The organism is Candidatus Contubernalis alkalaceticus, from assembly GCF_022558445.1.
Classification (GTDB): Bacteria; Bacillota; Dethiobacteria; order SKNC01; family SKNC01; genus Contubernalis; species Contubernalis alkaliaceticus.
The window spans coordinates 2,944,721-2,970,363 of sequence record NZ_CP054699.1 but is presented as its reverse complement, the minus strand read 5'-3'; the positions used below and the strand labels follow the sequence as shown (position 1 = coordinate 2,970,363).

Sequence of the window (25,643 nt, the reverse complement as noted above, 5' to 3'; positions counted from 1 at the left end):
CGTCCAGTATAGGCTGAGTTAGCGAGGAACATGATATGAACCGTTTTTTCATAGATTCAGAAGATATAAATGAAGAGGATGGTACGGCGGTGATCCGGGGAGAACCGGTGAAGCATATCAGCCGGGTTCTGCGGATGAGAATTAAAGACCCACTGATTATTGCTGATGGCCAGGGGAATTCATACCTGTGTGAAATAAATGAGATTGGCAGGGAGCAGGTTTTAGCATCTATAAAAGAAAAATTGATAAAAAGAAAAGAGACTTTCCTGGATTTAGTATTGTGTCAGGCTCTGACCAAGGGTGAAAAAATGGATTTCATTATCCAGAAAAGCACTGAATTAGGGGTAAAAAAAATTATACCATTTACTGCTGAGCGTTCTGTGGTAAGAATTAGCGTTGATAAGGCCCGGGACAGGGTAAACCGCTGGCAGAAAATTGCGAAGGGTGCCGCAGAGCAATCCCATCGGGATAGGATCCCTGAAGTTGGAGCAATAACTTCTCTGGAAAGCATCCTGATGGAGAACCAAGATACTGGACCGGTACTCTTTTTATGGGAGCAGGAAGAAAAACGGGGGTTAAAAGAAGTTCTCAAAGAAAATCCAGATATTAAAAAAGTATTACTGTTGGTGGGACCCGAAGGGGGATTTACTCTCCAGGAAGCTGAACTGGCTCTTTCCCAGGGAGCTGTTTCTGTTTCCCTGGGTCCCCGTATTCTCCGTACTGAGACGGCGGCTGCAGCCGCGGTAACAATGGTTTTATATGAGCTGGGAGATTTGGGTGAAGCAGATGGAAAATAAAAAAGCGAATAAAAAGGCAGCACTTTACACATTAGGCTGTAAAGTAAATCAATATGAAACGGAAGCCCTGGCCCAATTGTTTCGGGAACAGGGCTATACTATAGTTGACTTTACAGAAAAAGCCGATGTTTATGTGATAAACACCTGTACTGTCACCCACTTAAGCGATGGAAAATCACGGCAGATGATTCGCCGGGCAAAAAAAACAAACCCTGAGGCCAAGATTGCGGTAATGGGCTGTTATGCCCAGATGGCTCCGGAGGAAATAAAAAAAATCCCGGGGGTAAATGTGATAAGCGGTGTTCAAAACCGCCGGGGTATCATGGACTTACTGCATCAAATGGAGGAAGAACCCCTGGTCAAGGTGAGCATGCTTAATCAGGCGCCTTTTGAGGAAATTCCCTTAGGAGAAATTCGACGCACCCGGGCTTTTATAAAAATTGAAGACGGCTGTGAACAATTTTGCTCATACTGTTTAATTCCCTTTGCCCGGGGGCCGGTGCGCAGCCGAAAAATGAAAGATATTTTGGAAGAGGTTAAAAGATTGACTGCCCTGGGAACCAGGGAAATTGTATTAACCGGGGTTAATCTGGGAGCTTATGGAAAGGACCTGGAAGGGAAAATTACACTGGCGCAGGTAATCGGTGAGCTGGACCAACTGCCAGGTGTAAGAAGAATTCGCTTAAGTTCACTGGAACCTACTGACTTTACCATGGAACTGATGGAGGCTGTAGGAGATTCAGAAAAAATATGTCCCCATCTGCACATCCCCCTGCAGAGCGGTGACAATGAAACATTAAGAAGAATGAATCGCCGCTACACCACTGATGAATACCGAAAACTGGTTAATTTCTTAAAATTTATGATGCCGGATCTGGCCCTGACCACCGATGTCATGGTGGGTTTTCCCGGAGAAAAAGAAGAAAACTTTGAAAGATCTTATAGCTTTGTTCAGGAAATGGCTTTTTCCAGGCTGCATGTTTTCAAATATTCTACCCGGGAAGGTACCGCGGCTGCAAAATTCAAAGACCAGTTATCACCTCGGAAAAAGGAGCAGAGAAGCAAAAAGCTAATCCATCTGGGCGAAAAGCTGGCGGAGGATTATGCCGAAAAGTTCCTGGGCCGAGAGGTGGAGGTTCTATTTGAGGAGGAAGTGCCGGGGGGGTATCTGGAAGGGTTTTCGCAGTACTATTTTAGGGTGCGGGCAGAGGCCGGACTGCGGAGGAAAGGGGAGATTTTGAGGGTGCGGGTGGATGAGCAAGAGAGAGAACATCTTGTAGGCACAATTATTAATTAATCAAACCATCTCGGTCCAGTCCCCACAACTTTATCCCCTTCATTTTAAAAAAATTCACCAAAATCTGAAGTGGATTAAAGTAATCATGTAAAAAGCCGCATACAATCCATGTGGAGTGTGTAGTATTGATAACAAGAAGGTAAAGCTCTGAAAATACTGTAAATATTGGGTTTTATAAAATAAAAGTAAATCTATCCACTCAACTTAAACCCTCGATATACGTTCATGGGAACATATCGAGGGTTTATTTTTGAGAAAAATATGAGCTTGAAAATTAGATGGGGTTGAGTTGACAGAATAGATAATGCATAAGTTGAGGAGACGGAATAGATGTAGCTAACTGTTTGCACAGATTTATAGAAGAGTCCACTGGAACAATCGAGGATGCAGGTCCATTGTCTGGCGATGCGTCAGCCGCCTTGAAGAAAAGGGTTCCGACTGCCCTTCCCCAACCATCAATGAAGAGGTTCTTAAGGCAGCAGTTGGAAAAGCAATGAATGAGGTGTTAGCCGGAAAAGACACGTTCCTTGCAGTCTTAAAAGAGAATATTGCCACCGCTTTGAATGAAGAATGCGACAAAGCCACAAAAGACATTGATGAAAAACTGGACGAGTTTCAAAAAGAATTATTAAGACTGGCCAACTCCAAAGCGAATTATGAGTATGCGGCGGATGAGGTCTATCGCCTTAGGGAATTAAAGCAAATTGCCCTGGTTGAAAATGCAGAGCGTGAAGGAAAAAGGCAACGTATTATTGAAATGGCCGAGTTATTAGATGAGCAGCCAGGAGAATTGGAAGAATATGATGAACAGCTGGTAAGAAGGCTCATTGAGAAAGTGACGGTTTTTGAAAAGAATTTTACGGTTGAATTTTAATCAGGTGTAGAGTGTGATGTAGTTATATAATATATTGAGCTGACCGCCAATCAGGAGATAAATTCTCTTGCTGGGCGGTTTCGTTTTAATAAAAAGTATTATTAATAGCTCATTTAAAGTGAGAGAAAAGACGTTGACAGAAGGACTATCTTGCAATACAATATATATAACAGAATATTGTATTGCAAGATAGCGAGAGGAGGTTTTATTATGATTCCTTCACAGATGCTAAAAGGTGTGTTAGAAGGATGCATTTTAGAAATAATTCGAAAACGAGAGACGTATGCCTATGAAATCTCAAAACAGTTAGAGGAATATGGATTTGGAATGATATCTGAAGGAACGATATATCCTATTATTTTGCGCTTGCAGAAAAGTGAGCTTGTGAAAGCTACTTTACAAGACTCTAATAGTGGACCGAAACGTAAATATTATCGCTTAACTGAAAAAGGGGTTAATACGTTAAGTCAGTTTAAAGAAAATTGGCAGGAGCTAGATCATGCGGTTAATCAATTATTAATGGGAGGAAAAGAAATTGAATAAATTAGCAAAGGAGTTATTAAAGAAAAATATCAGTAGAGAAAAAGCAATTTCTGATGAAAACAAGGAAATTTATACAAATATGGTTGTCTACTTACGAGGTTCTGATCTAACAGAATATAATCAAGAAGCTGTAAGAGAAGATATTATCGAATTAATTCTAGATGGTCAGCAACGAGGTGATAATATTCAAAAGGTCATGGGGGGAAGATATAAGGAAATTTGTGATGAGATTATCGAAGCTATGCCTAAGAAGACAAAAAAAGATAGGATTACGGAATATGTAGGTACTTCTCTTAATGCATTATGGATTTTAGGGGTAATAGCTTTAGTCAAAAACTTGACAATTAGCCTCGTATCAGACGAAGCTGAGTTTAATTTTATCTTAACAGTTGGAGACATTATCACTATACTTGCTATTATTCTCATAGCAAATGTGATAGTATGGTTTATCACTAAAACGGTATTTGACACAAAGAAAAATAATAAAGTAGCCTCTTTTTGGAAATCGTGGTTGATTGCGACAGCTATTTTTGCTGTATTAATATTTAGTGGTTTATACTTTAGAACCATTATAGTGAGTATTCCTTTATGGTTAGGAGCGATAATCGTCTTATTCATTTTTATTATTGGGAAAATAGTAAGTGAAAGAACGTGATGTGTGCCCGGGAGATTTCGGTCCTTGCCCCTGGCAATTACCAGAAACTCTCTCTTAGGGCCTTTACGGATAAGTATCCTTTTTTTATGTATTTGATGCAGCATACATTGGTAACCGAAAGGGTTTTCACTTGCAGCGGCCGCTAACCTTTTCCATGTCCTCCGACATAATACTTTCAAGTAAATAATAATGGCTGCAGTATTTAACTGACTATTTTAATGCATTTATACATTGAGTTCGATCTTTCAACATGGTAATATTAAAACATGATTGATAGTCACAATTTACATTAAGGTGATAGAAAATGACTGGCAAACAAAAAGAAAAAAGCGTCGCAACAAGGAAAAGAATCATGGAATGTGCTGAGGAGCTTTTTTGCAGAAAGGGATTCGATAAAACTCCTGTTTGGGAGATTGTTAAAGCTGCTGGGGTAGCCCAAGGGACATTTTATCTTTATTTTGAAACCAAAGAAGAGATCCTTAAAAAAATTGCAGAAAAGGCTTTTGTCGACTTTAATTATTATCTCGAGATGCTTGATACCGAAAATCCTACTCTTGATGATATCGATAAGCTTATAGATACCATGGTTTTATATATGAAAATGAATCCAAATACAATGAAGCTTTTTCATGATGCAAACATAATAAGGATGTTGGAGTTTAAAGAGGCTTTTGAGCATGTATACTTTTCCATGAAATCAATTGAAAAGTGGCTAAGAAGTGCTTCTGAAAAAGGAATTATCAAGGAAAAACCGCCTAAGCTTTACGCAGGTATCCTTTTTCAACTGACGCATGAAATTTTAGAAAAGTCAATTCTGTATGAGTTTCCGGACAACATTGATGTTGTAAAGGATGAGGTAAAGCAAATTATCAAGGATATATTAACCTAGCATTCATATGATAATTCAGGGCATTTTTCTCTATGGTATTGTAGTTAATAAATAAATCGACGACAAGCAAACTTAGGGCAGTGTGATAAACCATAAGTTTATTTGCTGTGCATTAAAACAAGACGGAGGTATTGCTGTGTTTAAAACATTATCTAAAACAATAGTAGAAAGATACAAACTGGTTTTAATTATTAGTGCTGTGGCATTTGTTATATCAATATTGATGGCAATGAATGTGGGGATGGATTCCAGTATGGAGGGAATGCTTCCGGAAGGAAGCCGCAGTTTGCAGGCGAGCAGGGAATTTGAAGAATACTTTGAATCACAGGATAATGTTTTAGTGGTGGTACAGGGGGAGAAACACGAGAGTGAAGGGTTTATAGATGAATTGGGAGATAAACTGCAAAGCAAAGATATTATTAGCAGTATACTGTACAAGGTGGATATGGCTGAAATTAAGGATTATCTTCATCTGTATATAGATAAGGGACACTACGAAGGCTTGGAGAAAGAAATAAATGACCGGACCAGTGCCTTGTCTCAATTCATGGAGGAAAAAGAGTTTGTAACTTTGTCTGCTTTATTTCTACAAAGATTTGATGATTTGCCGGAAGGTAACAGAGAAGCTTTTTTAAACAGCTTTGCAAAATTTGTTGTTTCACCGGAAGATCTTACGGATAAAGAGCGGGAGCAATTGTTTTCGGTAATGCTTTTTGGTTATACAGCAGACAGGGAAGAAGATGCGGGTTATATAGTATCGGACAGCGGTGATACCTACCTGATGATGATTAAGCCCAATATAAACTCAGAGGACTTTGTGGAAGACAGGGCTTTATATTTTAACACACTGGAAGATAGTATCGTACAAGTAAAAGACAGTGGCGGATATGAGGTGAGTGTCGGTTATACCGGCGGAGCCTTTGTACAGGATTATGAAGCAGATGAGACCATGTTTGACGGCTTTTTATCTACTGCCGCAATTACATTCATTTTAATAATTCTATTTATAATACTGTCTTTTAAACGGTTACTACTGCCGGTATCGGCAGGGTATCCATTGCTGCTGGGAGCAGTTTTGGCAACGGCTTTTGCTTGGCTGGTGTACAAAAACCTGAACATGTTTTCCATAAGCTTTGCCATTTTGTTATTAGGTCTGGGGATAGATTTCGGGGTACACATAATATCAAGATATCTGGAGGAACGGGAAGGAGGCCTTGACGTTTCGGCAGCAGTAGCAACGACTGTCAGAGAAACCAGTTCCGGTATTTTTGTGGCAGCCATTACCACTGCCATAGCCTTTTTTACTTTCCTCATGGCAGAGTTTACTGCTTTTACACAAATGGGTGTCATATCCGGCGGAGGAATAATTCTTTTATGTGTAACGATGATATTTGTCATGCCTTCTATAATTTTGCTGTTTGACCTGAAAGGCGGTTCCCAAAAGCAGCTAAAAGGCTCTGGTTATGAGTTTTTAAAGCCTGTAGGCAGAGCCGTTGAACAAAAGCCGCTGGTTTTCGTTGTGATATTTGCCATCGCAGCAGTTATCCTAGCGGGTAATGTTTTTAACACTAATATTAAAACAGATATATCGGAAATATATCCCGAGGACATGGAGTGTTTGCAATGGCTTGATGTTGTGGAAGACGAATTTGCATTTAACCCTACTACACTTGTCTTTATGGTAGATGATATGGATGAACTGGAAAGGGTGTCTGAAGAACTGAGCAGCAGAGATGACATCAGGCAGTTGGAGTCAGTTCTTAATTATATGCCCGAAGAACAGGACTATAAGGTTTCTGTTATAAAGAAGCTAAATACAGGACTTAGAATAAAACCGCAAAATGGGAAATCAGTTACTCAAGAAGAATTATTGTTTGCGTTCGGAGGTATCATTAACTTCCTTGCGGAAAGAGGGATTGACGAATCTGCAGAAGGTTACAGATTAATGGAGAATGCCAGGACAGCATTTCTGACAGAAGGAAACAACGAGAGTACAGAGGCTGTTGAAACAACTGATAACAATACAGAGTCAAGTAGAGGTGCGAGTGGTTTTTATTCTGTTACAGCAGACATAGAAAACCTTCTTCTAAATGAAAAAAAATTCACTTATGATAAACTGCCCCATGATATAAAGGCAAATTATGCAGGGAAGGACGGAAAACTCAGTGTGGAAGTTGTTCCTGATGTGAATGTCTGGGACAGTGAAAACTATCAAAACATAGCCGAAGCAATATATGATGTTTCAGGAAGAACACCCGTTGGCATGCCTGCTATCATGAACGAAGTGACAGAATATGCAAAAAGCGATGTTGTCAGAATCAGCCTCTTTTGCCTGGGAACATTGTTTATCATACTGTGGTTAATGTTTAAAAGCATGAAAGATGCCATAATTGTTATAATACCGCTGGTGCTGATGATATACATGACATTGGGTATTGCACCGATAATCTTTGGGGATGACTTAAATATTTTTAGTATTATTGCTTTTCCTGTACTGGTAGGAATAGGAGTTGACAGTGGTGTCCATTTGCTTCACAGGATAAAACATTCCGAAGATAAGGATCTGTCACATATTTTGGCCTATACAGGCAAGGCGATTGTCATGACAACTATAACAACGCTAATAGGTTTTGGCAGTCTTTATTTTATAAACCATCCAGGGCTTTCAAGCTTTGGTTTGGTAACTATTGTGGGCATGGCTTTGTGTCTTATGCTGACATTGATCCTGGTTCCTTCTTTATATCTCTTATTTAACAAGAAAGGCAGAAATGAAGGTACTGTGTGAGAAGTATTGCCCGGGAGATTTCGGTTCTTGCCCCTGGCAATTAACAGAATCTCCCTCTCAGGCTCAGGGGACAGCAGACGTTCTCTTCTTGGCGCATTTTTGATTGCTGGTGTAATTCGATAACATGTTAACAGAAAATGGTCAGCACAGGCAGATATGACATAGATCAGATAGCTGAAATGCTTACAGAATTTGACCAGAAATATGGTTTAGCCGTGGTAAAGCTTGGCTGAGATAAGTAATTATAAATTGCTTGAGAGTCAAAAGTTTTTATGCATTCAAGCCACATTCCTGGTTTCGCTATGATAATTAAATGAAGCATAAGGAATGCTGGCCGATAAATCACCCTGCGTCGATTGATGACGGGAAAATCATTTTATCGCAGGGCAAGGATGACATTCTGGACAGATATGCCTTGGTTCAGATTGATAAAGAAGTTATGACCGACGCTCTCAGAGTAGAACTGATTGGGGTAAAGGAAACGGCTTTCAAGTTCAGTGGTTTATGTATCAGAGAAAAGCTTCGCAATGTAACTGGGGTATAAATGGTCCAACCTACCATTGAGGATATAATCATATTCTTTCGTGAGGTCAGTCGTCATGCTGAGAAAAATATTCAACTACTAAAAACTAATGTATAGCTCAACACCGTCTCCATTATAAGGAACGACAGAGCTAGGAACGGTGCTTATGTAGGATTTTTTCTTCTCGCCTATGGTTTGCTTTCTGCATTAAAAAGCGTTATGCCAGTATCCCCAAATACCGGAAAAGTAGAGTTTCTAGAAAGCCTCTCCATCATGCCTCAAGTAAATCAGCTTTTAATGGGGTTTAGTATTGCCATTATCTTTATTGTCCCTTTAAGTGTGTATGTAGGCTATAAGCTGTACATGGTTCCACACGATAATCATTAGGTTTTCTCTGCGGGAGAGCATCCGCTATGTATAAACATAAACCACCTTTATCTGTTTGGTAGAACAGGTAAAGGTGGTTTAACGATTATTTGTGGGTTTGTCTTGACTGCAACCCTAGGTTGTATTACAATGTAGTTGCTAGGGTGTATTACAGGGTAGGTGGATATGATGAAATCACCCCAATTGTTAAAGGGTGTTATTGAAGGTGCAATACTAAAAATTATTTCGCAAAAAAGCACCTATGGTTATGAAATATATCAAATATTAATGCAGTACGGTTTTAATGATTTTTCCGAGGGCTCCCTGTACCCGCTGCTGGTTCGCCTTGAAACAAAGCAATATATTAAGTCTGAAAAAAAAGAATCCCCACTGGGACCGGACAGAAAGTATTATTATCTAACCAGCCTCGGTGAGGAGCAACTGGCCAATTTTGAGACATCTTGGTTAAGCCTGGTAAGAAGTATGAAAGCGTTATGGGGAGGTCTTAACAATGAATGTATATAGTTATTTCGATAAAGTTAACAAAAGGAAAGAACTGGAGAAAAAGCTGCAGGGTGAGTATCTGAAAACATATCGTGCAGTGTTTATTTACCTGGTTTTTCGCACAATGAATCATTCACTTCTTGAAGAAATTACACAGGACATTTTGGATTTGTTTTTGGAAAGCCAAAGCAGGGGAGAAGAAATCCAATCAGTCATTGGCGAGGATTATAAAAAGTTTTGTGATGAAATTATCAGTGAAAGTGCACTTAAAATGAACCCCGTTTCCTTGATGAATTTTTTTATCAAACAATTTTTATTCAGTTTAGCGCTTTTTGTTAGCGGTTTGGGTTTTTTGTATCTATATTATTATTATACAGGGGAAAGGACGATGCCGGTCTTTGACGTTACATTAGTCCCCATAATTATTATTTTAGGGGCTTTCCTGGGCACCATTGTCATAACCCTGCTCATTGGCCGAAGCGGATATTCATTTTATAAGCTCTGGCTGACTCCTTTCGCGCTTCTTTTACCGTTGGCTATCATAGAACTGCTCAGTTTACTGGCCATCGAGACGGACTCTTATTATTCAGAATCAATATTGTTTTAACCATTGCCTTGTGCTGGGGGATTTATTACATTGCCGCTGCAAAAGAGAAAAATCTGGCATACGATAGCTTCCGCCTTTCTGCTGGGGAAATTATTAAATCCTGCTCCAGTGATAAAGATCAAGAAAGCCGTGATAATGTAATACGAAAAATTCCTTTTTTACCCTCACTAAAAAAGACAACGGTGCTTTCACTTTATCATATTGGTGGCTGGCTTTTGGCCACTTTTGTTTCACTGACAGCGACAGTCGTTGACTATGATAAGGTGCGCCCCGTTTTTTGGCTCATTATTCTGTTTAACGGTTTATTGTATCTCCTTTATACTAATGGTAGCCTGCCGGAACCATCAAAAATAGCGGTTAATAAATTGATATTATCCCTTGCTACAGCCCTGGGGCTGGTTATAACGGTATTGTTACTCAACTATGCCATTGTTAATTTTTAAAAAAAGCCATCTCTCTTCATCCATTGCCTGAAGTAGTAAATTAAAAAAACCACATCTAGTAAATTTTTTAAGCTTTATTGCTGATAAATAAGTCAAGGGAGTAAAAGTCAAAAAGTCAAGGGGACGTTTTGTTTGACTTGTCCCTTTCAAGCTTTTTGTATGATGTTCCTGCCAATACCCTGTACTCTTTCAAGTTGCCTGATGCTGGCTCCTGTTTCATTTTTAATTCTTCTTAAAACTATAATACTACCAAAAGTTTTATAGAATTTAAAAACCAAAAAAATTACGATAATTCCCTGGATTATAAGGAGAAAAAAGATATACTGATGATGATTTAAGACAAATAATTTCAGAAATCATAAAAATAGAGAAATTATTACTGATGGAGATAAAAGCAAGAAATATATGTTTATTTTTCCTATTTTGCTCTTTATACTAGAACTAAAAAGCCCTACAAGGTCGCCTTCAAAGGTGTGGTGTTGATAGGCTTTTTTTTATTTAAATGAGAAAGGTATCTGGATCTGTTAACAAAATGAAAATCAGTTCCTTACATGTATTTTTAGCATAGGTAAAGTCTTAGTCTTTATGTAAATCGTATCCTCAAGAATCAGCGAGCAGGTGATAGCCATTAGGTATTATATATCAATGCTTTTGATCTTCGTTTGTAAAGTTAAATAAATTCTTGTTTTAGAAAATGACAAGGCAGTCAAATCTTCTATAGCAATATATTCACCAATTGGTTCATATCCGGCATTTCTACATTTCTGAAGTAATAATTTATAGGCTTTTTTCATTTCACTATAATCACCAATATCGATATTTAAACAAAAGTAGTAGCCTTCCTCCAATTCGTAGGTGGAAATGCCAGATAATTGTTTGTTCTCCTTGCAATTATATAGACAACTTATATTCAAAGAGTCAGTGAAAATAGTGAAAAGCAAATGTGTATGATCCGTATAATCTAAATCATATTTTTGGATAAAGTCATGAACTTCTTTTTCGGTTTTATCAATAGTAATATCATTGTCAATAATATAAAGGGTGCGGTTTGGATAATGAATAATTTTTTCAGTATCTGTTATAAAGTCTTTATAACTTTTCCTTAGCTTATTAACAGTAATTAAGGTTTTTCTAAGCTGCGTCATTTTTTCTTCAATTTGTTCAGCAGCTTTATCTAGTAATTCAAGAAAGTTATAATCATTTTTTTGTTGTATGATCTCTTTGATTTCAGATATTGAAAGATTGAGCTTTCTAAAAGTTACAATGATTTCAAGGGTATCAAGTTCTTTGTAAGAGTAAAGCCTATACCCATTTTCATCAATCATACGAGGCATTAATAACCCTTTTTTTTCATAAAAGCGGATCTGTGAAGTAGTAAGGTTTAGAAGAGTGGCAACTTCGCCTATAGTTAAAAATTTTCTCAAGTTACAACACTCCTATTGACATTAAACTTAGTTTAAGGTTTATTATAGCATTTGTAATTGATTAATTCAAATGGAGTAGTTATTAAAAGATGAAAAATGAAGAGGTGACAATATTGAAAGAAAATAAAACATTAGATTTAGGAAAAACAAATATTAATAAAATCTTTTGGATTTATGCCATACCTTCTATACTTATGATGATTGTACAAAGTACAGCTGCTTTCATTGATTCTGTATTTGTGGGAAGATATGTGGGAGCAGACGGATTGGCAGCAATAACATTAGTGACACCTTTGATTATGTTAATGATAGGTTTAGGGGCAATGATTGCTGTTGGAGGAACAACTCTTGCTGGAATCGAAAAAGGTGCTGAAAACTTCAAAAAAAGCAATAATCTATTTAATGTAACATTAAGCTTGATGCTGGTTGCAGGATTTATTGGAACCTTAGTTATTTATATAATGGTTCCTGTGCTGGCTAGGTTAACTGGTGCTCAGGGAGTTGTTCTTACCCAAACTGTGGAATACGCCACTTATATTAGCTATTTTATTTCTATATTCCTTTTGAATTATGTTTTTGGATTTTTCCTTAAGCTTGATGGGAAACCAGTTGCAGTAGTTTTAATTATGTTAAGTGGTATGATAGTAAATATAGTGCTGGATTATTTGTTTATTGCAAAATTTAGTATGGGCATTCGAGGAGCTGCTTTAGCGACGGGTGCTTCACAAGCATTACCCTTTTTTATGTTTCTTGGATTCGTAGTATTTAGATCAAGTTGGAGAATCAAAAAGCCAGAATTTCATCTAAATGAAATTGGACAAATATTCTTTAATGGTATGTCTGAGTTTTTAAGCAACATTGCTCTATCATTAACCGGGATATTGTTTAATTACATCATTATGAGACGTATTGGTAGCGATGGTGTTGCGGCATATGCGATTGCTTTACAACTTGCTGGAATTGTAGTTTCAATAGGATATGGTGTTGCTGAAGGTAGTCAAGTAGCTATTAGTTATAATTTTGGAGCAGAACAATACAGTAGGGTAAAGACTATTAGGAACTTGTCCTTAAAAGTAAACTTTATTTTAGGCATCTTGCTATGTATAGCCTCGTTATTATTTGGTAATGAGCTAGCAGGGATATTCGTAAAAGAGGGAGAAATCATTCACATAGCTACTGAAATTTTAAGTTACTATGCCATTGCTTTTATTTTCATCGGTATCAATATTAATATTGGTACCTATTACACTGCTATTAATGATCCTGTTCGTTCCGCAGTTGTTACGATATATAGAAGCTTAGTTGCAACCATTATAGGATTGGCTTTACTTCCACTGATATTTGGCAGTAAAGGTATATGGCTGACGATTTTATTTGTTGAAATTAGCACACTTTGTATTGGATTTTTAGTTTTAAAAAGGAATCCTTTTGGTAACGTAAAAAGTGAGAAAATACTTTAGTGCTTTAAAGTTGTGAGTCCCCTGACCCTGAAAGGGAGTTTATGGAAATTGCCAAGGGGCAAGATCCGGAAACTCCCGGGCATCTCGGTTAGCCCATGCTTTCAATCGGGCGCTGCCGGTTATTTTGTCCCAGGCTGTCTTCATGATTTTCCTACTCTTCTAATAAATACTTCAAGAATCTTTCAGTATCTTTTAGAAAGTTCCGGGTTACTCTATAATGCTCTGTTTCTTTGTAATGTACCTCAGAATAACCTTCTTCCGAAAGTTGATATATCTTTGCGTGAGGGTAAGCCATGATGATAGGAGAATGAGTAGATATCACAAACTGTGACTCCTGTTTAACCAGTTCATGGATTCGGGCCACAAGTGCCATTTGACGCGATGGTGATAATGCCGCTTCCGGTTCATCCAGAATATAAAGCCCTTTCCCGCCAAATCTTTGAATAAACAGGGTCATAAACCCTTCCCCATGGGACTGCTCATGTAACGAAATATCCCCATAATAATCTGTGATTTCTAATTCATCGATACTTGTGGCTACATTATAAAAGCTCTCCGCCCGCAAGAAATAACCATCCTTCATATGTTTAAAACCCCGAACAATCTTTATATAATCGTGCAGTTTGGAATGGGTTTCCCTGGTGCTGAAGTTAAAATTTTTGGAACCCCCTTCAGGGTTAAAGCCCACCGCAGCCGCCAGTGCCTCCAGGAGCGTAGACTTACCGGTTCCATTTTCACCGATAATAAAAGTAACCGCCGGGTGAAATTCCAGGTGATTGAGCAGCTGAACAGCAGGCAGGGAAAATGAATAGTCATTATAGGAGTTAAGAAGTTCTCGTTTTAAGCTTACTTCTCTGAGATAACAATCGGAAGTTAGCATCCGGCCTTTCTCCTTTCGGACTGGATTCTTTTTTCCAATGAAGCATCGGCCAGGCTGAGCCCAGCAAATAATAAACTGCTGACTAAAAATCTCGTTAATTTCATTTTCCCTGGTATTCTAACATTTCAGAAACCGTTTTAAACGTATATCCCTCTGCCCTCAACGTACTGACAATTCCTTCAATGGCGTTCAACGATTCCACCCTACTTTCATACATGATATGTAAAAGAACAATTGATCCGGGCTTAACATTTTCAACAACGTGATTAATAATATTATGTGAGCTGGAGGCAATTTCTGACCATGAATCCGGCTCTATATCCCACATTATGGTTTTAATTTGTTTTTGTCTTTAAATATAAGGTAAAATAACTAACTTTTTTCCATTAGGTGGCCTGAAGTGAATCTCCCCTTGATACCCTGCTTCTCTAATCAACTGGTTCGTTAATTCAATTTCTTTTCGTATAAATGAGGGCGTTTTTAATACCATTCGTTTATGCGAATAAGAATGGTTTCCCAACTCATGACCGGCTGATACAATATTTTTCCCTTCCTCTTTATACTGTTCTAATTCCCTGCCGGTGACAAAAAATGTTGCTTTGACCTCCAAGCCCTCCAGAAGTTCCAAAATTTCACAGGTTTTCTCCGTAGGGCCATCATCACAAAACACCTCATTCAGCAACACATTTTTCTGCCCAGCCACCACCACGAAAAATTCGATAGGAACCATATATTTCTTTATCATATATATCCCAACACCATTCCCTAACATTCCCTAACATATCATACAGGCCCCATGCATTTGGTTCCTTTCTGCCTACTTCTTGGAGTTTGCCTCCTGAATTATCTTTAACCCATGCAATCATACCAAGCTCTCCATATCTATACCCTGTTGTTCCTGCTTTACAAGCATACTGCCACTCTGCTTCTGAAGGAAGACGATAACCTTCTGCTTCCCAGTCACAGATAATATCTTTACCATTATTATCTTTAAAATAACATTTTTTCAATCCAGCTTTCTAAGAAAGTAAATTGCAGGAATTAATTGCATTATTCCATGAAACATTTACAATTGGCTTCTGATTTTCATCCAGCGGAAGGGATGATTCTTAATATAATTCTTTATTTCATTGGGCAACTCCACTGCCTCCTTAATTTATATCAATACTGCCATCTTACAAATGCATAAAGAAATCCTAACAATTCTTTTTATCAGGGCCAAAGATGGACTGAGTCAGTGAGTCAAGGAACCGTCCCCTGACTCACTGACTCACTCTGCCTAAATTAATGCCCAAGATTTTAATACATACTTTACCTTGAACATTTTCAAGAGGGATTGGGCCTACCTGCCTGCTGTCCCTGCTGGCATTCCTGTTATCCCCCATAACAAAAACATGGTTTTGAGGAACTACAACTACTTCGTCCATACAAATCATTTCTTCCTTAATATAGTCCTCCACCAACAAAAGGCCATTTCGAAATACTCCACCCTCTCTAAATTCTAATATGTCACCTGACAGGCCGATAACTCGTTTAATCCAAATATAATCACTGTCAACGCCCGATATTTTGTTAATAATTGGTGCATTAACAATTTCATCTTTAAAGGTCCTTTCTCTTTCAACTCTACTATCAATCATCACTATATCTTCGTAATCAGGTTCAATGTCAAAGAAATAAGGTGTTTTGAAAACTAAAACCATATCCCCCTCCTTATGAAAAGTAGGTTCCATTGAACTGCCGTAAACTCTATAAGGTTGAAAAATAAATATAGTAATAATCATCGTTACGACCATAACTAAAACAGTAGATTTAATCCAATCAATGAGCTCATTAATTAACTTTCGGCTGACCATAAACTTGCTCCACTCCTTTTCTTCGATTTTTAACCGTTGCCTTTCCTGTTATCACTTTCATTCCCCGGAGGGAAACACGAGGGGACGGTTCTTTTGTGCTGCTTGCCATCATCGGTTTTAAATATCGTCCTGAATATCCCTATAATTAACTTTTAGAGAGTCCCCCCAGATAACATCCATTATATATCCCGTATGACTGCAAAGCTGATTCCAGTTAACCCTTCTTAAGCATAGCAGGATTATTGTCCCTTTTCAACATAAAAGAACCGTCCCTCCCCCCCTATATTCCTGTGTTTTCATGCACCAACGCTGTGGCAAAACGCTAATATTTTTTTACACTTTTAGTCAAAAAAAATTCTTTGCCATGAGCAAGATCCGCCGTTTTGCCCAGACGCATGCACCAGCTATAAAAAACGAAAGGATGATGAAAGGAATGAGAACAGAGGGCCTATTTAAGGAGATAAGAAAATTAGGATAAAAATAATAAGAAAATTAAAAAAATTATTTATTGTTTTTCGATATTTTTATATTGTATATCAATATTATTTATGCTATAATGCACCCAATAAAGCAATTTTATCCGATTGGAGGATGAAGCGATGTGGAATGACAAAAATTCCCTCAACCTGAGCAAATTGTGTTTGCTTATTTTTATGTTAGGGTTGATCGGAACCATGGTAACAGCTCCATGGCTGACGCGGTGGTTTCTGGGTTTTTCCCGGGCAGAACTGCTGTGGGCTGCTCCTTTCTTTCTTGCCACAATCTATATTGGAGCCATCCCGGCGGGAATCCTGCTTTACAATCTGTTTGGACTGCTGCGAAGGATTGAGAAGGAGCAAGTGTTTATCACAGATAACGTATAATACCTGCGACGAATTTCCTGGAGCTGTTTTATAGGTGCGGGCATAGGCGTAGTTTCCGCTTTCTACTATTTCCCGTGGGTTTTTGTATCCATTGCAGCTGCCTTTATGGGGCTGATTGTCCGTGTTGTGAAAAATGTGCTGGCAAAAGCCGTTAAACTGCAAAACGAGGTTGACTACACCATTTAAAAGGGGGAGGACAATATGCCAATCGTAGTTAATCTGGATGTGATGATGGCCAAGCGAAAGATGTCCTCCGGCGAACTGGCCGAAATCATTAATATCAGCCCGGCCAACCTTTCCATCCTCAAGACCGGAAAAGCCAAAGCAATTCGGTTTTCCACATTAGAGGCCATTTGTATTGCACTGGATTGCCAACCGGGAGACATCCTGGAATACAGAGCAGTAAAAAAAAGGGGATGCAAGTCAGATGAATGATCCATCCAGCAATGAGCACGTCTTTTCGGGCAATATTGAGCAGCAATTCAGGGAACATTACAACAAACACCAAGAAAATCCCGCTGTTCCCGTATCCACCTTAAAAGAACCATTTGAACCGGATCAAAAAGAAGGTATTTTTGCTATCTTTGTCTTTATATTAGGATTTCTTTTCGTAAGGTGGGTACTGTTTCATTGGCAGGGATGGAGCGTAACGTTCTTTTCCGCCGGCTACTTAGGAGCAATTACTATATATTTTCGAAAAAAAGATGTGATGATTCCAAGTGAAGGCTGGTTTTGGCTGGCAGTAACGGCGCTTAACGGGATCAGCTTTTCTCTTTGGAATAATCATGGCCTGGAACCATGGCGCAGCTTAATGTTTTTCTTTAGCGCAGTATACTGGGTGATATGCGCGACAGGTCTGCCGCTGCTGGGAAGAACCAGTAATTTTATTATCTTGGATTTTCTTAATGGCCTGCTGATCATTCCATTTAAAAACTTTGATACCCAGTTTAAGAGCTTCACCTTTTTGGGAAGAAAGAAAACAGCGACAATATATCAAATTTTCTCCATAGCACTTGGAATTGCTTTCGCGTTAATCATCGGGGGTATGATTTTACCGTTGCTGCTAGAGGCTGACAGCGGAGGCTTTGCCATAATTACAAGCAACGGGCTGCAATACCTCCAAGGCATGAGAAATGAATTTGCAGAACTAATCTTTCATTTGATTATCGCTATTCCGACAGCAGCCTACATTTTCGGATTAGTGGCAGGCAGTGTTCATAAGAGGGGTTTCTTCCCCTTATCCTAAAAAAAAGACAATCTGGAAAAGAATCTCTCATCCCTAAGGTTTTTGCCAATGGTCACGGTTTACACTCTGCTGGGCTTGGTATGCGGCTTGTATGTTGTCTTTATCATCAGCCAACTGCCCTATTTTTTCTCCGCTTTTATGGGAGAACGGCCGGAGGGCTGGTTGATTTATTCCCAATACGCACGCAAAGGTTTTTTTGAATTGTGTGCTATAGCGGCCATCAATATATCACTGCTGACGGCAGCAAACCTTTTCTCGAAAAAACAACGGCTGGTCAGCCCCGTATTGAAAATTTTCAATGTGTTATTGGCGCTGCTTACATTATTGTTTATTTCAACCGCCTTCAGCAAAATGGGCCTTTATATCGGGGCATATGGACTTTCTGTCCGCCGACTGCTCCCCAGCGTTTTCCTGGTATTCCTGGCCATTATTTGCGGTGCGGTAATTGCCATGCAAAAACACCAATTCTCTATTTTACGGCTTGCTGCCTTCACAGGGGCGGTGATGCTTTGCCTGCTTTGCCTCTTCAATCCTGACGGACTTGTGGCCCATTACAACGCAGAACGTTATTTTGCGGGAACACTCAGCAGCTTTGATGTTGATATCTTATACCATGGAGGCCCTGCCGGGGTAGAACCGGCACTGCAGGTTTACAACCGAACCGATGACCCTCTGCTGCGGGAGCAGCTAAAACTCTTCCTAAATATCCAGCAGCAGCGTTCAGCAAGGGTTGCCGCTACTCCTTGGGACAGTTTAGAAAGTTTACGCGCCCGGCAAAAAACCGCATGGCCATAACCCAGATTTCGGTATCGCAGGCAAACATCAATTAAATTACCTTTAGAAAATTCTGATAATCTACCCAGTGTTTATCAAATTCAATCTACTCTGTTGCTTCCCATGCAGCTAAAACTTCTCCTTTGGCAATGGAAAGCGAGATGTTTTTTATAATTTGCCTGTTTCTCTTACATATACTGATGCCCTGAGATACTGGCACTATTTTAGGGTGCGGGTGGATGAGCAAGAGAGAGAACATCTTGTAGGCACAATTATTAATTAATCAAACCATCTCGGGCCAGTCACCACAACTTTAAAGCACTAAAGTATTTCGAAAAACTGAACCGATGAAGTAATTCATTGAAAGGCATTTTACCTCTAGTAGCATTTTTAGCTTTTGGTCTTTGCTTAAGAAAAAAGCGAGTGAACTCGTTTCAGCAAGCTGAAACATCGAGGAATCAGGTGGAGACTCTACTCCACCTGATTAAAAGCCCCACCTACGCTAACGCTTAGAGGTGGGGTCTTATACCCTAAAAAAAAGAGATAAATAGGGATAAACAACTGAAATTTGAAATGATTGATTAATAAGGTTGTATATCTAGACACCTAGGGAGGACATTGATAATACCCATTATTTACCGTTTACGGGGCTTTGATGCAATTCACCTGGCCAGCGCCATAGTAATATCCGGGCACTATCTATCCGTAACTTGAGGAGAGTTACCATTTATGTTATAGTTTAAAAGAGTATTTTTGATGAAAAAGAGGATATAGAATGTATCAAAAAACAGCGGGCTTTGCCTTTACTATAAATGCGCTGATTTTTTTCTTTCAGGCCTTAACCAAATCTATATACCCGCCTCTTATTTTGCCGTTAAGGGAAGCACTTGGCATTGATAACGCAGCCGTAGGTTTTTTGGTAACCCTTGTGTTTTTCGGATACGCATTAGCCCGCTATCCTTCCGGGGTTATGGCGGATAAATGGGGCTGCACCAAGACAATAATCATTGGGAGCCTGGCTATGGCTGTCTCATTTCTAGCTGTAGCTTTTTCTCGCAGTTTTTTCATTATTGCCTTGTTTACATTTTTACTGGGAGTAAGCAGTGGACTTTATGTTACAGCCGGATATACGTTAGCCGTGCTTATCGGGACAAAACACCGTGCATCCTTAGCCACCGCTGCTTTTGAATCCTTTGGAATGGTGGCAGGTATTATTTCCCCTTTTCTGGTCTCCTTTTTTGTGCTTTATTTAAACTGGCCATGCCTGTTTATAGTTCTTGGTGCGGCACTTTTCTGTATTACATTGCTTTTTGGGAGTAGGCAGGAAATGATACAACGGCTGGAACAAGCCCGGTCTATTGATGGGCTGTCGTCTTACAATGCGTGCGGCCATTCACGGGTAGGGTTCAGGGAACTGTTTAGGGAGATGATAAAGCCCTTAGGTATGCTTCATGATCCCTTTATTAAGCGCTTTTTGATTTGGAGTACTCTGGTGGGAGGGCTGGGGGCCATTTCTTGGACAGGGGTCAATGCTTTTATTCCCACGTTCCTGGTGGAGCAAAAAGGATATAGCTTTGAAAGCGCCAACACCATGTTCGCTTTGATTGCTGTTTCCGGGTTGACCACAAAAATCGCCTTGGGTTTGTTGGCTGACCGTTTTGGCAGTAAGCGGATTATGATTGTTAATCTGCTTCTTAGTGTGCTTTTTTTCTATGCACTTACGTTGGCCGGTGCCCATTGGCAGCTGCTGTTAATATTGATTTCGCTGGGGGCTACCAGCTTAAATGCCAATATGCTTATTAACGCCTATGTGTTGAAAAGTATGCCTGAGCAAAACCGGGGAGCTGGCTTTGGACTATTTTGTACCGCGTACACCGTAATCTACAGCTTCGGCCCCTATCTTACCGGGCTTTTGTCTGTGGCTGTGGGACTGAGCAGAGCGATACAGCTCAGCGCTGCGGGGGCTGCTGCAGCGCTGCTGCTGGTGTTATGTTCAGGCCGCCTTTTACCCCTTCAGATAACTGCCAAGTAAGTTAAGCCTCTATTAAAATATACAAGAAACTAAAGACAAGGAGCAAAGATGACATCTCTAAAAAAACACCCGGATTATCTGAAAGAAACCAGGCGCCTGAAGTCTACTATACAATATATGGATATCTATATTCAGGATATTTACAAGAAACAACAATCAAGCACCCATGAGATCAAGGAAGCCATGATAAACCTGGATTATCTGGATAGCAGTCAGAGTTACATTACAATACTTGTTAATGCCAAATATCTAGATTACAGCCGGGAGAGCCTGGAAAAAGTTTTACGGGCCAAAGCAAAACCTTACTTCAGCAGAATTGACTTTCGGGATCATCGGGAAAAACAGCCCGCAAAATATTACATAGGGAAACTTTCCCTGTTTAAAGATGACCACGAGCCGCTGATTATCGACTGGCGCGCTCCTATTGCCGGTGTTTATTACGATGGCAGGCTGGGAGAAGTTTCTTATGAAGCGGAAGAAGGCACCGTCACCGGCGAACTTCTTCTCAAACGTCATCATACCATTTGAGAGAGGATGTTAAAACTTGATGAGAAGTTACAAAAGCGCAGAGGAGCGCAGGATAGAAATACTGGAGACCGCTCTGGATCTGTTTTCACGACAAGGTTTTCAGGGTACTACCATGGAACATATTGCTTCATCCATTAAGATAGCAAGAACAACCTTGTATGAGTATTACAAATCAAAAGAAGATATTCTCTATTCACTAATACACGAAGTAGTAGAGGAAGATAGCGAACATCCATTGGAAGGTTCAATACGGACTCAATTGGAAATATTAGCGGCAGCCTCTATCACCAGGTTACAAAATAATTTCACACTTTACAAAATTTTGTTTCAGGAGCTGCCAACATTGGCAAGACCAACATCTGACAAAATTAGAGCGTGGCAAGGTCGCTCAATGATTATGGTTCAACAGGTCATTGGGAAGGGAACCAGCGAGGGAGTTTTTGCATCTAATTGGAAGGTTGAGGATATAGCTTTCGCCTTTAAAGCTTTGATTGGTCAAAGGTTAGCTGACCTTCTTCTTACAGAAACGCAAGTTCAACCGGAAGAAGATGTTCAGCAAGGAGGTTAAATAATATGTTTGAAGGTTGTGTGGTGCCTGATATTTCCGCTCTGGCTGTTTGGCAAGAAATCTGTTTTCAGCATGTTTCGTAAAGCAACTGAACCACTAGGTAAACCTAAGTGGTTGGGTGCGATACTCTTGTTTATACTTCCACTATTTACTCTGGCCTATGCGCTTCCATTGCAGCTGCCAAAGGCCACGGCTATAATTATTGTTTTATCAATGGTAATTGCAGTTATTAACGCAATCTGCGAGGAGATTCTATGGCGAGGGGCTTACTACAAGGTTTTTCCAGGTAGCATTTGGTGGGGCTATCTTTATCCGGCAGTATGGTTTGGTATCTGGCATTATGCACCACAGTCCGTGCTGACAAGCAGTTACCCGGGCGGAGCCCATTCACTGGTTTTATTTGCGGTGGTTCTTGGTTTAATGTGGGGTTGGGTTGCCTGGAAAACCAGGTCGATACGCTGGGTTACCGTTGCCCATATTGTTTTGGATTTTTCGGGATTAGGAGCCCTCTTTTATTTCCATTAAAGGCAGTCTGACGTTCCTCCTGCTCTTTTTGCCAAAGGTTCCAGTCTGCCGTCCCCATTGAGAATTGTCTTGCAAATTGAACTACTCCTACTTAAGAAGTCTTTTTTATAGATCCTGTTTGGAAAAAAATCATTTTTCCACTTGAGATGCACCTCCTAAACGTAGCTTATATAGTAATATTATACATTTTAGAACATATGTTTGTATAGTGTTTTTTTAAAAGAAAAGCGAATCATCCCCTACCTTCGCTCTGCTTAGGGGAAGGGGTCTTCTCGCTAAGATGATAAAGAGATTCAAAATGCAAGGCATGAATACCAACAAACACCACATTTTTTCAAGTGTTTAAACCGATTTTTTCAAAAAAGTACACTCAAGTTTTTTAAACACTGGAGGTTGATCGGTACGTTTTTGGGAGGCAGAAGAACTATCTCTCTGCCTCCCTTATTTTCTGTGGTCCCCCTTTTTGGGTGCCGAACGCATGAAACCGGATGGGAAAGCGTTGACACACCTAAAAGTACTTAGCCATTCATGGAGGGGTCATGTTCTATTGATGTGATTTGAGCGCAGCAATAACGAACAAAATTTGTCTGTCCGACGGGATTAAGAACAATAGTGTTCTCCTCTACCGCTATTAACTCCCCCATAAAAGGTTGCGGGCCCGCGGCACCTCCGGTAGTAAAAACGCGAATATTATCTCCTATTTGAATTTCGAACTCAGTACCGACTCCAAGAAGCTCATCGCACCGGCAACCGCAGACTCTATTATTTATGCCCAATGTTTAACCACCTTCCTTTTCATATTGTTGGTATATCTTATTAGGCAGCGGGTGAATATGTTACAAATTATCTATTATCTTGTTGATTAATTAATTACAAAACAGGTGCAAAATGCATATAATATAACAGGTGATTGATATGAGAGAAAACCCGCAAATTGGCATAGTTCTGAAAAACCCTAGACCTATTTCCCGCTATGAAAGTGTGGCATGCCTGGGAGCAAGTCTGTTATTATTTAGGCCTTCCGAAATTATATGGAAGGAGCAAAAAATCAAAGGGCTATTGTTCAGTGATGGAGTATGGAAAAAAACTTACTGTTCTTTTCCTTTGGCAGTCTACAATCGATGCTATTCATCCAAAAGTTCGTTGGCAAAAAAGTTGGAAAGAATTATCGGTAGGGGCAAAGTTTTTAATCATATAACCAGGTTCGACAAATGGAAAATTTACTGCATCTTAAAAAATAGTGAAATTCATAAATACCTGCCAGATACCTACCGATACAGTCAGGAAAATATGCTGAATCTGTTACGCGAATACAAAAAGTTAGTTCTCAAGCCTTCCAGGGGCTATTTAGGGCGCAGCGTTTACTGTTTAGAACTAGCTCCCAACAGCGAACTACAATTGTTTTTTAAGACCAGCATTCCCCGCTTAACAACAACCAGCGAAAAAGATTTTGTTGAAGAGATAAAAAAAATAACCGGTACAAGAAATTTTATATTGCAGCAGTTCATTAACCTGGAGGAAAAAGATAAGCAGGTTTACGATATCCGGATGGTTGTACAAAAAAACGGCATTGGGAAGTGGGAGGTTTCGGGCGGCTGTAGCCGGCAATCTTTAGCAAATTATTACCTGACAAACTCACCGAGAAGAGTAAAAAGCTTTGATAAATTAATTGCGGAGGATAACCTGGTTTCAGAAGAAATCATAGAGCAAATTAAAAACATCAGCCTCAAGACAGCCGTCATTATAGAGAAAGAGTTCAGGCATATGGGAGAAATCAGCGTTGACTTCGGAGTGGACTCTCAAGGCAAACTTTGGATTATAGAGGCAAATGGTAAACCTCAAAAGATATTGATTGACAGGCTGAAAGACGAGGAACTTAGCGCAAGAGTATACCGGAGGCCCCTGGAGTATGCTTTCTATCTAGCAGGAGGCACAAGAAATGAAGGAGAGTATTAATAGTAAAGATTAACTGTATTTTAGCAAATTAATATAGCCAGAGTGGGCCGATATTTTCACATTGAAATAAATGACACAAAGGAGCAACCCTACTATAAGGTGCAAAACCAATATCACTTTATAGTAGGATTTTTTTCAGAATTTCCAAATTTATTAAGAAAGAGCAAACGAAATATATCGAAATAGTAATGGAAAGAATGGAGGAAAGTATAGGTTTAGAAAATACTAACAAAGTTTTACAAGAATCTGGTGCCCAATGCTGTGGTAAATCATGGTCAAATTTGGTTAAACAAATAAGGGATATCCAAAATCACAAGAAGATTTCTTTGTTAATTTGAATAATGAAGAGAAGAAATATGACACTCACATATTTCTTATAATTCTGAATACAAACCCATTTCAGTAGTTAGGAGATAGATGAATTTGCCGAATCAGCTTTCTATCTGTTGGTTCTGGATCTAATAACATGATCTTTTTCTGTTCTTCCATGGAGTACACTTTTTACTAGTTCGACCGCTATTGGATTTTAATAGGCATTTGCTTAGTTACCGAGCGGATAAGCCATAATCCTAAGAAAATCAGAATCAAGGTGCCAATAATCGATAGCGGAACGGTAAGATATGGAACTGGGATGCTAATCGATGCCAACAGAGGAAGAGATAGGCTGCCTTCCCATAGAAGATCCATTATAGAGACGAAGAGAATGGCGATACCAATAAAGCCAAATCCCCCCAAATTTCCGTATCGATAAAACCCGACAGAAATAGTCCAGCCTGCAATATAGTAACATAGAAGGATTAAACTGAGGGCAATCACGGGGATGACCCAAGTAGAAGATGTATTCTCAATGAACTCAAGCCGAATTCCACCCGGTGAATTATTTGAGAATACACCGAGTAGCTGTAATATTCCGGTAATGATTGCTGAGATAATCATTATGCTGAATGCAACTACAGCCGCAGCTATTGCTGAACCAAGAAAATAGTCTTTTCTTGTAATGCCGTTTTTTACGTAATAGGAAAGCAAGGCGTTACAGAAAATGATACCAATTACCAGCATAAAAATTTTAGATGATTGATAGATCATGGACATTTGATTCAAGCCATTTTCTTGCATCCCAGGAACAAATTGAAGCAGAATAAGGCTAGCGGCCGTGACAATTGGAATGTACCAAAGTGTCGGTTTCATTTGAATGTAATATAGATCTATTATTATTTTTGCCGTTACTGAATTAATAAATTTCATCAT

26 protein-coding genes and 2 pseudogenes are annotated in these 25,643 nt (G+C 39.4%); 22 read left to right on the top strand and 6 right to left on the bottom strand.

What is annotated here, in order from left to right; translation table 11 throughout:
• The first annotated feature begins 35 nt into the window (after window positions 1-35).
• The 11 genes and pseudogenes from HUE98_RS14710 to HUE98_RS14660 all read left to right on the top strand — a co-directional run bounded on the left by HUE98_RS14710 (window position 36) and on the right by HUE98_RS14660 (window position 10,283).
• The gene (locus HUE98_RS14710) at window positions 36-797 is read left to right on the top strand and encodes a 16S rRNA (uracil(1498)-N(3))-methyltransferase (protein WP_241421364.1); all 762 of its coding nucleotides are present in this window, start codon (window positions 36-38) and stop codon (window positions 795-797) included.
• Window positions 787-2,094 carry a tRNA (N(6)-L-threonylcarbamoyladenosine(37)-C(2))-methylthiotransferase MtaB gene (gene mtaB, locus HUE98_RS14705; RefSeq protein ID WP_241423574.1) on the top strand — a complete coding sequence of 436 codons (1,308 nt, stop codon included), beginning with the start codon at window positions 787-789 and terminating at the stop codon, window positions 2,092-2,094. The genes HUE98_RS14710 and mtaB overlap by 11 nt, the downstream gene beginning before the upstream one ends.
• A 352-nt stretch (window positions 2,095-2,446) precedes the next feature.
• A pseudogene (locus HUE98_RS14700) lies at window positions 2,447-2,968 on the top strand (recombinase zinc beta ribbon domain-containing protein); the annotation flags it as partial.
• A 210-nt stretch (window positions 2,969-3,178) separates the two neighbouring features.
• A complete protein-coding gene (locus tag HUE98_RS14695; RefSeq protein WP_241421362.1) occupies window positions 3,179-3,511 on the top strand; it encodes a PadR family transcriptional regulator in 333 nt (110 codons plus the stop codon).
• Window positions 3,504-4,166 (top strand): DUF1129 family protein, encoded by a 663-nt coding sequence (locus HUE98_RS14690; RefSeq protein WP_241421361.1) that lies wholly within the window; start codon window positions 3,504-3,506, stop codon window positions 4,164-4,166. The genes HUE98_RS14695 and HUE98_RS14690 overlap by 8 nt, the downstream gene beginning before the upstream one ends.
• A gap of 304 nt (window positions 4,167-4,470) precedes the next feature.
• Window positions 4,471-5,055 (top strand): TetR/AcrR family transcriptional regulator, encoded by a 585-nt coding sequence (locus HUE98_RS14685; RefSeq protein ID WP_241421360.1) that lies wholly within the window; start codon window positions 4,471-4,473, stop codon window positions 5,053-5,055.
• A gap of 136 nt (window positions 5,056-5,191) precedes the next feature.
• Complete coding sequence (locus tag HUE98_RS14680) at window positions 5,192-7,840, top strand: efflux RND transporter permease subunit (RefSeq protein ID WP_241421359.1); 2,649 nt, start codon at window positions 5,192-5,194, stop codon at window positions 7,838-7,840.
• A gap of 313 nt (window positions 7,841-8,153) precedes the next feature.
• Complete coding sequence (locus HUE98_RS14675; protein WP_241421358.1) at window positions 8,154-8,384, top strand: hypothetical protein; 231 nt, start codon at window positions 8,154-8,156, stop codon at window positions 8,382-8,384.
• 534 nt (window positions 8,385-8,918) lie between these two features.
• Window positions 8,919-9,254, top strand: a complete 336-nt coding sequence (locus HUE98_RS14670; RefSeq protein ID WP_241421357.1) for a PadR family transcriptional regulator — start codon at window positions 8,919-8,921, stop codon at window positions 9,252-9,254.
• On the top strand, window positions 9,241-9,840 hold the full coding sequence (locus HUE98_RS14665) for a DUF1048 domain-containing protein (RefSeq protein ID WP_241421356.1): 600 nt from the start codon (window positions 9,241-9,243) through the stop codon (window positions 9,838-9,840). Before HUE98_RS14670 ends, HUE98_RS14665 begins: the two co-directional genes overlap by 14 nt.
• A gap of 215 nt (window positions 9,841-10,055) precedes the next feature.
• Complete coding sequence (locus tag HUE98_RS14660) at window positions 10,056-10,283, top strand: hypothetical protein (protein ID WP_241421355.1); 228 nt, start codon at window positions 10,056-10,058, stop codon at window positions 10,281-10,283.
• Window positions 10,284-10,918: 635 nt separating this feature from the next.
• On the opposite strand, the gene HUE98_RS14655 is transcribed toward HUE98_RS14660, so the two are convergent.
• The gene (locus tag HUE98_RS14655) at window positions 10,919-11,707 is read right to left on the bottom strand and encodes a helix-turn-helix domain-containing protein (protein WP_241421354.1); all 789 of its coding nucleotides are present in this window, start codon (window positions 11,705-11,707) and stop codon (window positions 10,919-10,921) included.
• Between the two features lie 89 nt (window positions 11,708-11,796).
• On the opposite strand from HUE98_RS14655, the gene HUE98_RS14650 reads away from it, so the two are divergent.
• Entirely contained in the window at window positions 11,797-13,167 is a 1,371-nt protein-coding gene (locus HUE98_RS14650; protein ID WP_241421353.1) for an MATE family efflux transporter, read from the top strand.
• Between the two features lie 151 nt (window positions 13,168-13,318).
• On the opposite strand, the gene HUE98_RS14645 is transcribed toward HUE98_RS14650, so the two are convergent.
• From HUE98_RS14645 to lepB, 4 genes and pseudogenes are all read right to left on the bottom strand, one after another.
• Complete coding sequence (locus tag HUE98_RS14645) at window positions 13,319-14,047, bottom strand: AAA family ATPase (protein WP_241421352.1); 729 nt, start codon at window positions 14,045-14,047, stop codon at window positions 13,319-13,321.
• Between the two features lie 352 nt (window positions 14,048-14,399).
• Window positions 14,400-14,777 carry a polysaccharide deacetylase family protein gene (locus HUE98_RS14640; RefSeq protein WP_318036562.1) on the bottom strand — a complete coding sequence of 126 codons (378 nt, stop codon included), beginning with the start codon at window positions 14,775-14,777 and terminating at the stop codon, window positions 14,400-14,402.
• Window positions 14,737-15,138 (bottom strand): annotated as a pseudogene (locus HUE98_RS14635) (formylglycine-generating enzyme family protein); the annotation flags it as partial. The gene HUE98_RS14640 and the pseudogene HUE98_RS14635, both read right to left, overlap by 41 nt.
• 171 nt (window positions 15,139-15,309) lie before the next feature.
• Window positions 15,310-15,903 (bottom strand): signal peptidase I, encoded by a 594-nt coding sequence (gene lepB, locus HUE98_RS14630; RefSeq protein ID WP_241421349.1) that lies wholly within the window; start codon window positions 15,901-15,903, stop codon window positions 15,310-15,312.
• Window positions 15,904-16,502: 599 nt separating this feature from the next.
• Between lepB and HUE98_RS14625 the strand changes: the two genes are divergently transcribed.
• The 10 genes from HUE98_RS14625 (at window position 16,503) to HUE98_RS14585 (ending at window position 24,395) form a co-directional block, all read left to right on the top strand.
• Complete coding sequence (locus tag HUE98_RS14625) at window positions 16,503-16,766, top strand: hypothetical protein (RefSeq protein ID WP_241421348.1); 264 nt, start codon at window positions 16,503-16,505, stop codon at window positions 16,764-16,766.
• A 3-nt stretch (window positions 16,767-16,769) separates the two neighbouring features.
• Entirely contained in the window at window positions 16,770-16,952 is a 183-nt protein-coding gene (locus HUE98_RS18190) for a DUF2975 domain-containing protein (RefSeq protein WP_407080324.1), read from the top strand.
• 15 nt (window positions 16,953-16,967) lie between these two features.
• The gene (locus tag HUE98_RS14620; protein WP_241421347.1) at window positions 16,968-17,201 is read left to right on the top strand and encodes a helix-turn-helix domain-containing protein; all 234 of its coding nucleotides are present in this window, start codon (window positions 16,968-16,970) and stop codon (window positions 17,199-17,201) included.
• Entirely contained in the window at window positions 17,194-18,012 is an 819-nt protein-coding gene (locus tag HUE98_RS14615; protein ID WP_241421346.1) for a hypothetical protein, read from the top strand. The genes HUE98_RS14620 and HUE98_RS14615 overlap by 8 nt, the downstream gene beginning before the upstream one ends.
• A gap of 12 nt (window positions 18,013-18,024) precedes the next feature.
• The gene (locus HUE98_RS14610) at window positions 18,025-18,807 is read left to right on the top strand and encodes a DUF4153 domain-containing protein (RefSeq protein WP_318036561.1); all 783 of its coding nucleotides are present in this window, start codon (window positions 18,025-18,027) and stop codon (window positions 18,805-18,807) included.
• Window positions 18,808-19,561: 754 nt separating this feature from the next.
• A complete protein-coding gene (locus HUE98_RS14605) occupies window positions 19,562-20,818 on the top strand; it encodes an MFS transporter (RefSeq protein ID WP_241421344.1) in 1,257 nt (418 codons plus the stop codon).
• A 48-nt stretch (window positions 20,819-20,866) separates the two neighbouring features.
• The gene (locus HUE98_RS14600; RefSeq protein ID WP_241421343.1) at window positions 20,867-21,346 is read left to right on the top strand and encodes a helicase domain-containing protein; all 480 of its coding nucleotides are present in this window, start codon (window positions 20,867-20,869) and stop codon (window positions 21,344-21,346) included.
• A 19-nt stretch (window positions 21,347-21,365) separates the two neighbouring features.
• A complete protein-coding gene (locus tag HUE98_RS14595; RefSeq protein WP_241421342.1) occupies window positions 21,366-21,914 on the top strand; it encodes a TetR/AcrR family transcriptional regulator in 549 nt (182 codons plus the stop codon).
• An 18-nt stretch (window positions 21,915-21,932) separates the two neighbouring features.
• Complete coding sequence (locus HUE98_RS14590) at window positions 21,933-22,439, top strand: CPBP family intramembrane glutamic endopeptidase (RefSeq protein WP_241423573.1); 507 nt, start codon at window positions 21,933-21,935, stop codon at window positions 22,437-22,439.
• A gap of 915 nt (window positions 22,440-23,354) precedes the next feature.
• Complete coding sequence (locus tag HUE98_RS14585) at window positions 23,355-24,395, top strand: YheC/YheD family endospore coat-associated protein (RefSeq protein ID WP_241421341.1); 1,041 nt, start codon at window positions 23,355-23,357, stop codon at window positions 24,393-24,395.
• Between the two features lie 516 nt (window positions 24,396-24,911).
• On the opposite strand, the gene HUE98_RS14580 is transcribed toward HUE98_RS14585, so the two are convergent.
• Window positions 24,912-25,643 (bottom strand): hypothetical protein, encoded by a 732-nt coding sequence (locus tag HUE98_RS14580; protein WP_241421340.1) that lies wholly within the window; start codon window positions 25,641-25,643, stop codon window positions 24,912-24,914.

Coding starts and splice junctions, on each gene's coding strand:
- HUE98_RS14665 (WP_241421356.1), top strand. CDS start 9,241: ATGAATGTATATAGTTATTTCGATAAAGTTAACAAAAGGAAAGAACTG.
- HUE98_RS14645 (WP_241421352.1), bottom strand. CDS start 14,047: ATGCTAACTTCCGATTGTTATCTCAGAGAAGTAAGCTTAAAACGAGAA.
- HUE98_RS14605 (WP_241421344.1), top strand. CDS start 19,562: ATGTATCAAAAAACAGCGGGCTTTGCCTTTACTATAAATGCGCTGATT.
- HUE98_RS14695 (WP_241421362.1), top strand. CDS start 3,179: ATGATTCCTTCACAGATGCTAAAAGGTGTGTTAGAAGGATGCATTTTA.
- HUE98_RS14615 (WP_241421346.1), top strand. CDS start 17,194: ATGAATGATCCATCCAGCAATGAGCACGTCTTTTCGGGCAATATTGAG.
- mtaB (WP_241423574.1), top strand. CDS start 787: ATGGAAAATAAAAAAGCGAATAAAAAGGCAGCACTTTACACATTAGGC.
- HUE98_RS14600 (WP_241421343.1), top strand. CDS start 20,867: ATGACATCTCTAAAAAAACACCCGGATTATCTGAAAGAAACCAGGCGC.
- HUE98_RS14625 (WP_241421348.1), top strand. CDS start 16,503: ATGTGGAATGACAAAAATTCCCTCAACCTGAGCAAATTGTGTTTGCTT.
- lepB (WP_241421349.1), bottom strand. CDS start 15,903: ATGGTCAGCCGAAAGTTAATTAATGAGCTCATTGATTGGATTAAATCT.
- HUE98_RS14710 (WP_241421364.1), top strand. CDS start 36: ATGAACCGTTTTTTCATAGATTCAGAAGATATAAATGAAGAGGATGGT.
- HUE98_RS14595 (WP_241421342.1), top strand. CDS start 21,366: ATGAGAAGTTACAAAAGCGCAGAGGAGCGCAGGATAGAAATACTGGAG.
- HUE98_RS14650 (WP_241421353.1), top strand. CDS start 11,797: ATGAAAAATGAAGAGGTGACAATATTGAAAGAAAATAAAACATTAGAT.
- HUE98_RS14620 (WP_241421347.1), top strand. CDS start 16,968: ATGCCAATCGTAGTTAATCTGGATGTGATGATGGCCAAGCGAAAGATG.
- HUE98_RS14685 (WP_241421360.1), top strand. CDS start 4,471: ATGACTGGCAAACAAAAAGAAAAAAGCGTCGCAACAAGGAAAAGAATC.
- HUE98_RS14640 (WP_318036562.1), bottom strand. CDS start 14,777: ATGGTTCCTATCGAATTTTTCGTGGTGGTGGCTGGGCAGAAAAATGTG.
- HUE98_RS14585 (WP_241421341.1), top strand. CDS start 23,355: ATGAGAGAAAACCCGCAAATTGGCATAGTTCTGAAAAACCCTAGACCT.
- HUE98_RS14670 (WP_241421357.1), top strand. CDS start 8,919: ATGAAATCACCCCAATTGTTAAAGGGTGTTATTGAAGGTGCAATACTA.
- HUE98_RS14580 (WP_241421340.1), bottom strand. CDS start 25,643: ATGATGAAATTTATTAATTCAGTAACGGCAAAAATAATAATAGATCTA.
- HUE98_RS14675 (WP_241421358.1), top strand. CDS start 8,154: ATGAAGCATAAGGAATGCTGGCCGATAAATCACCCTGCGTCGATTGAT.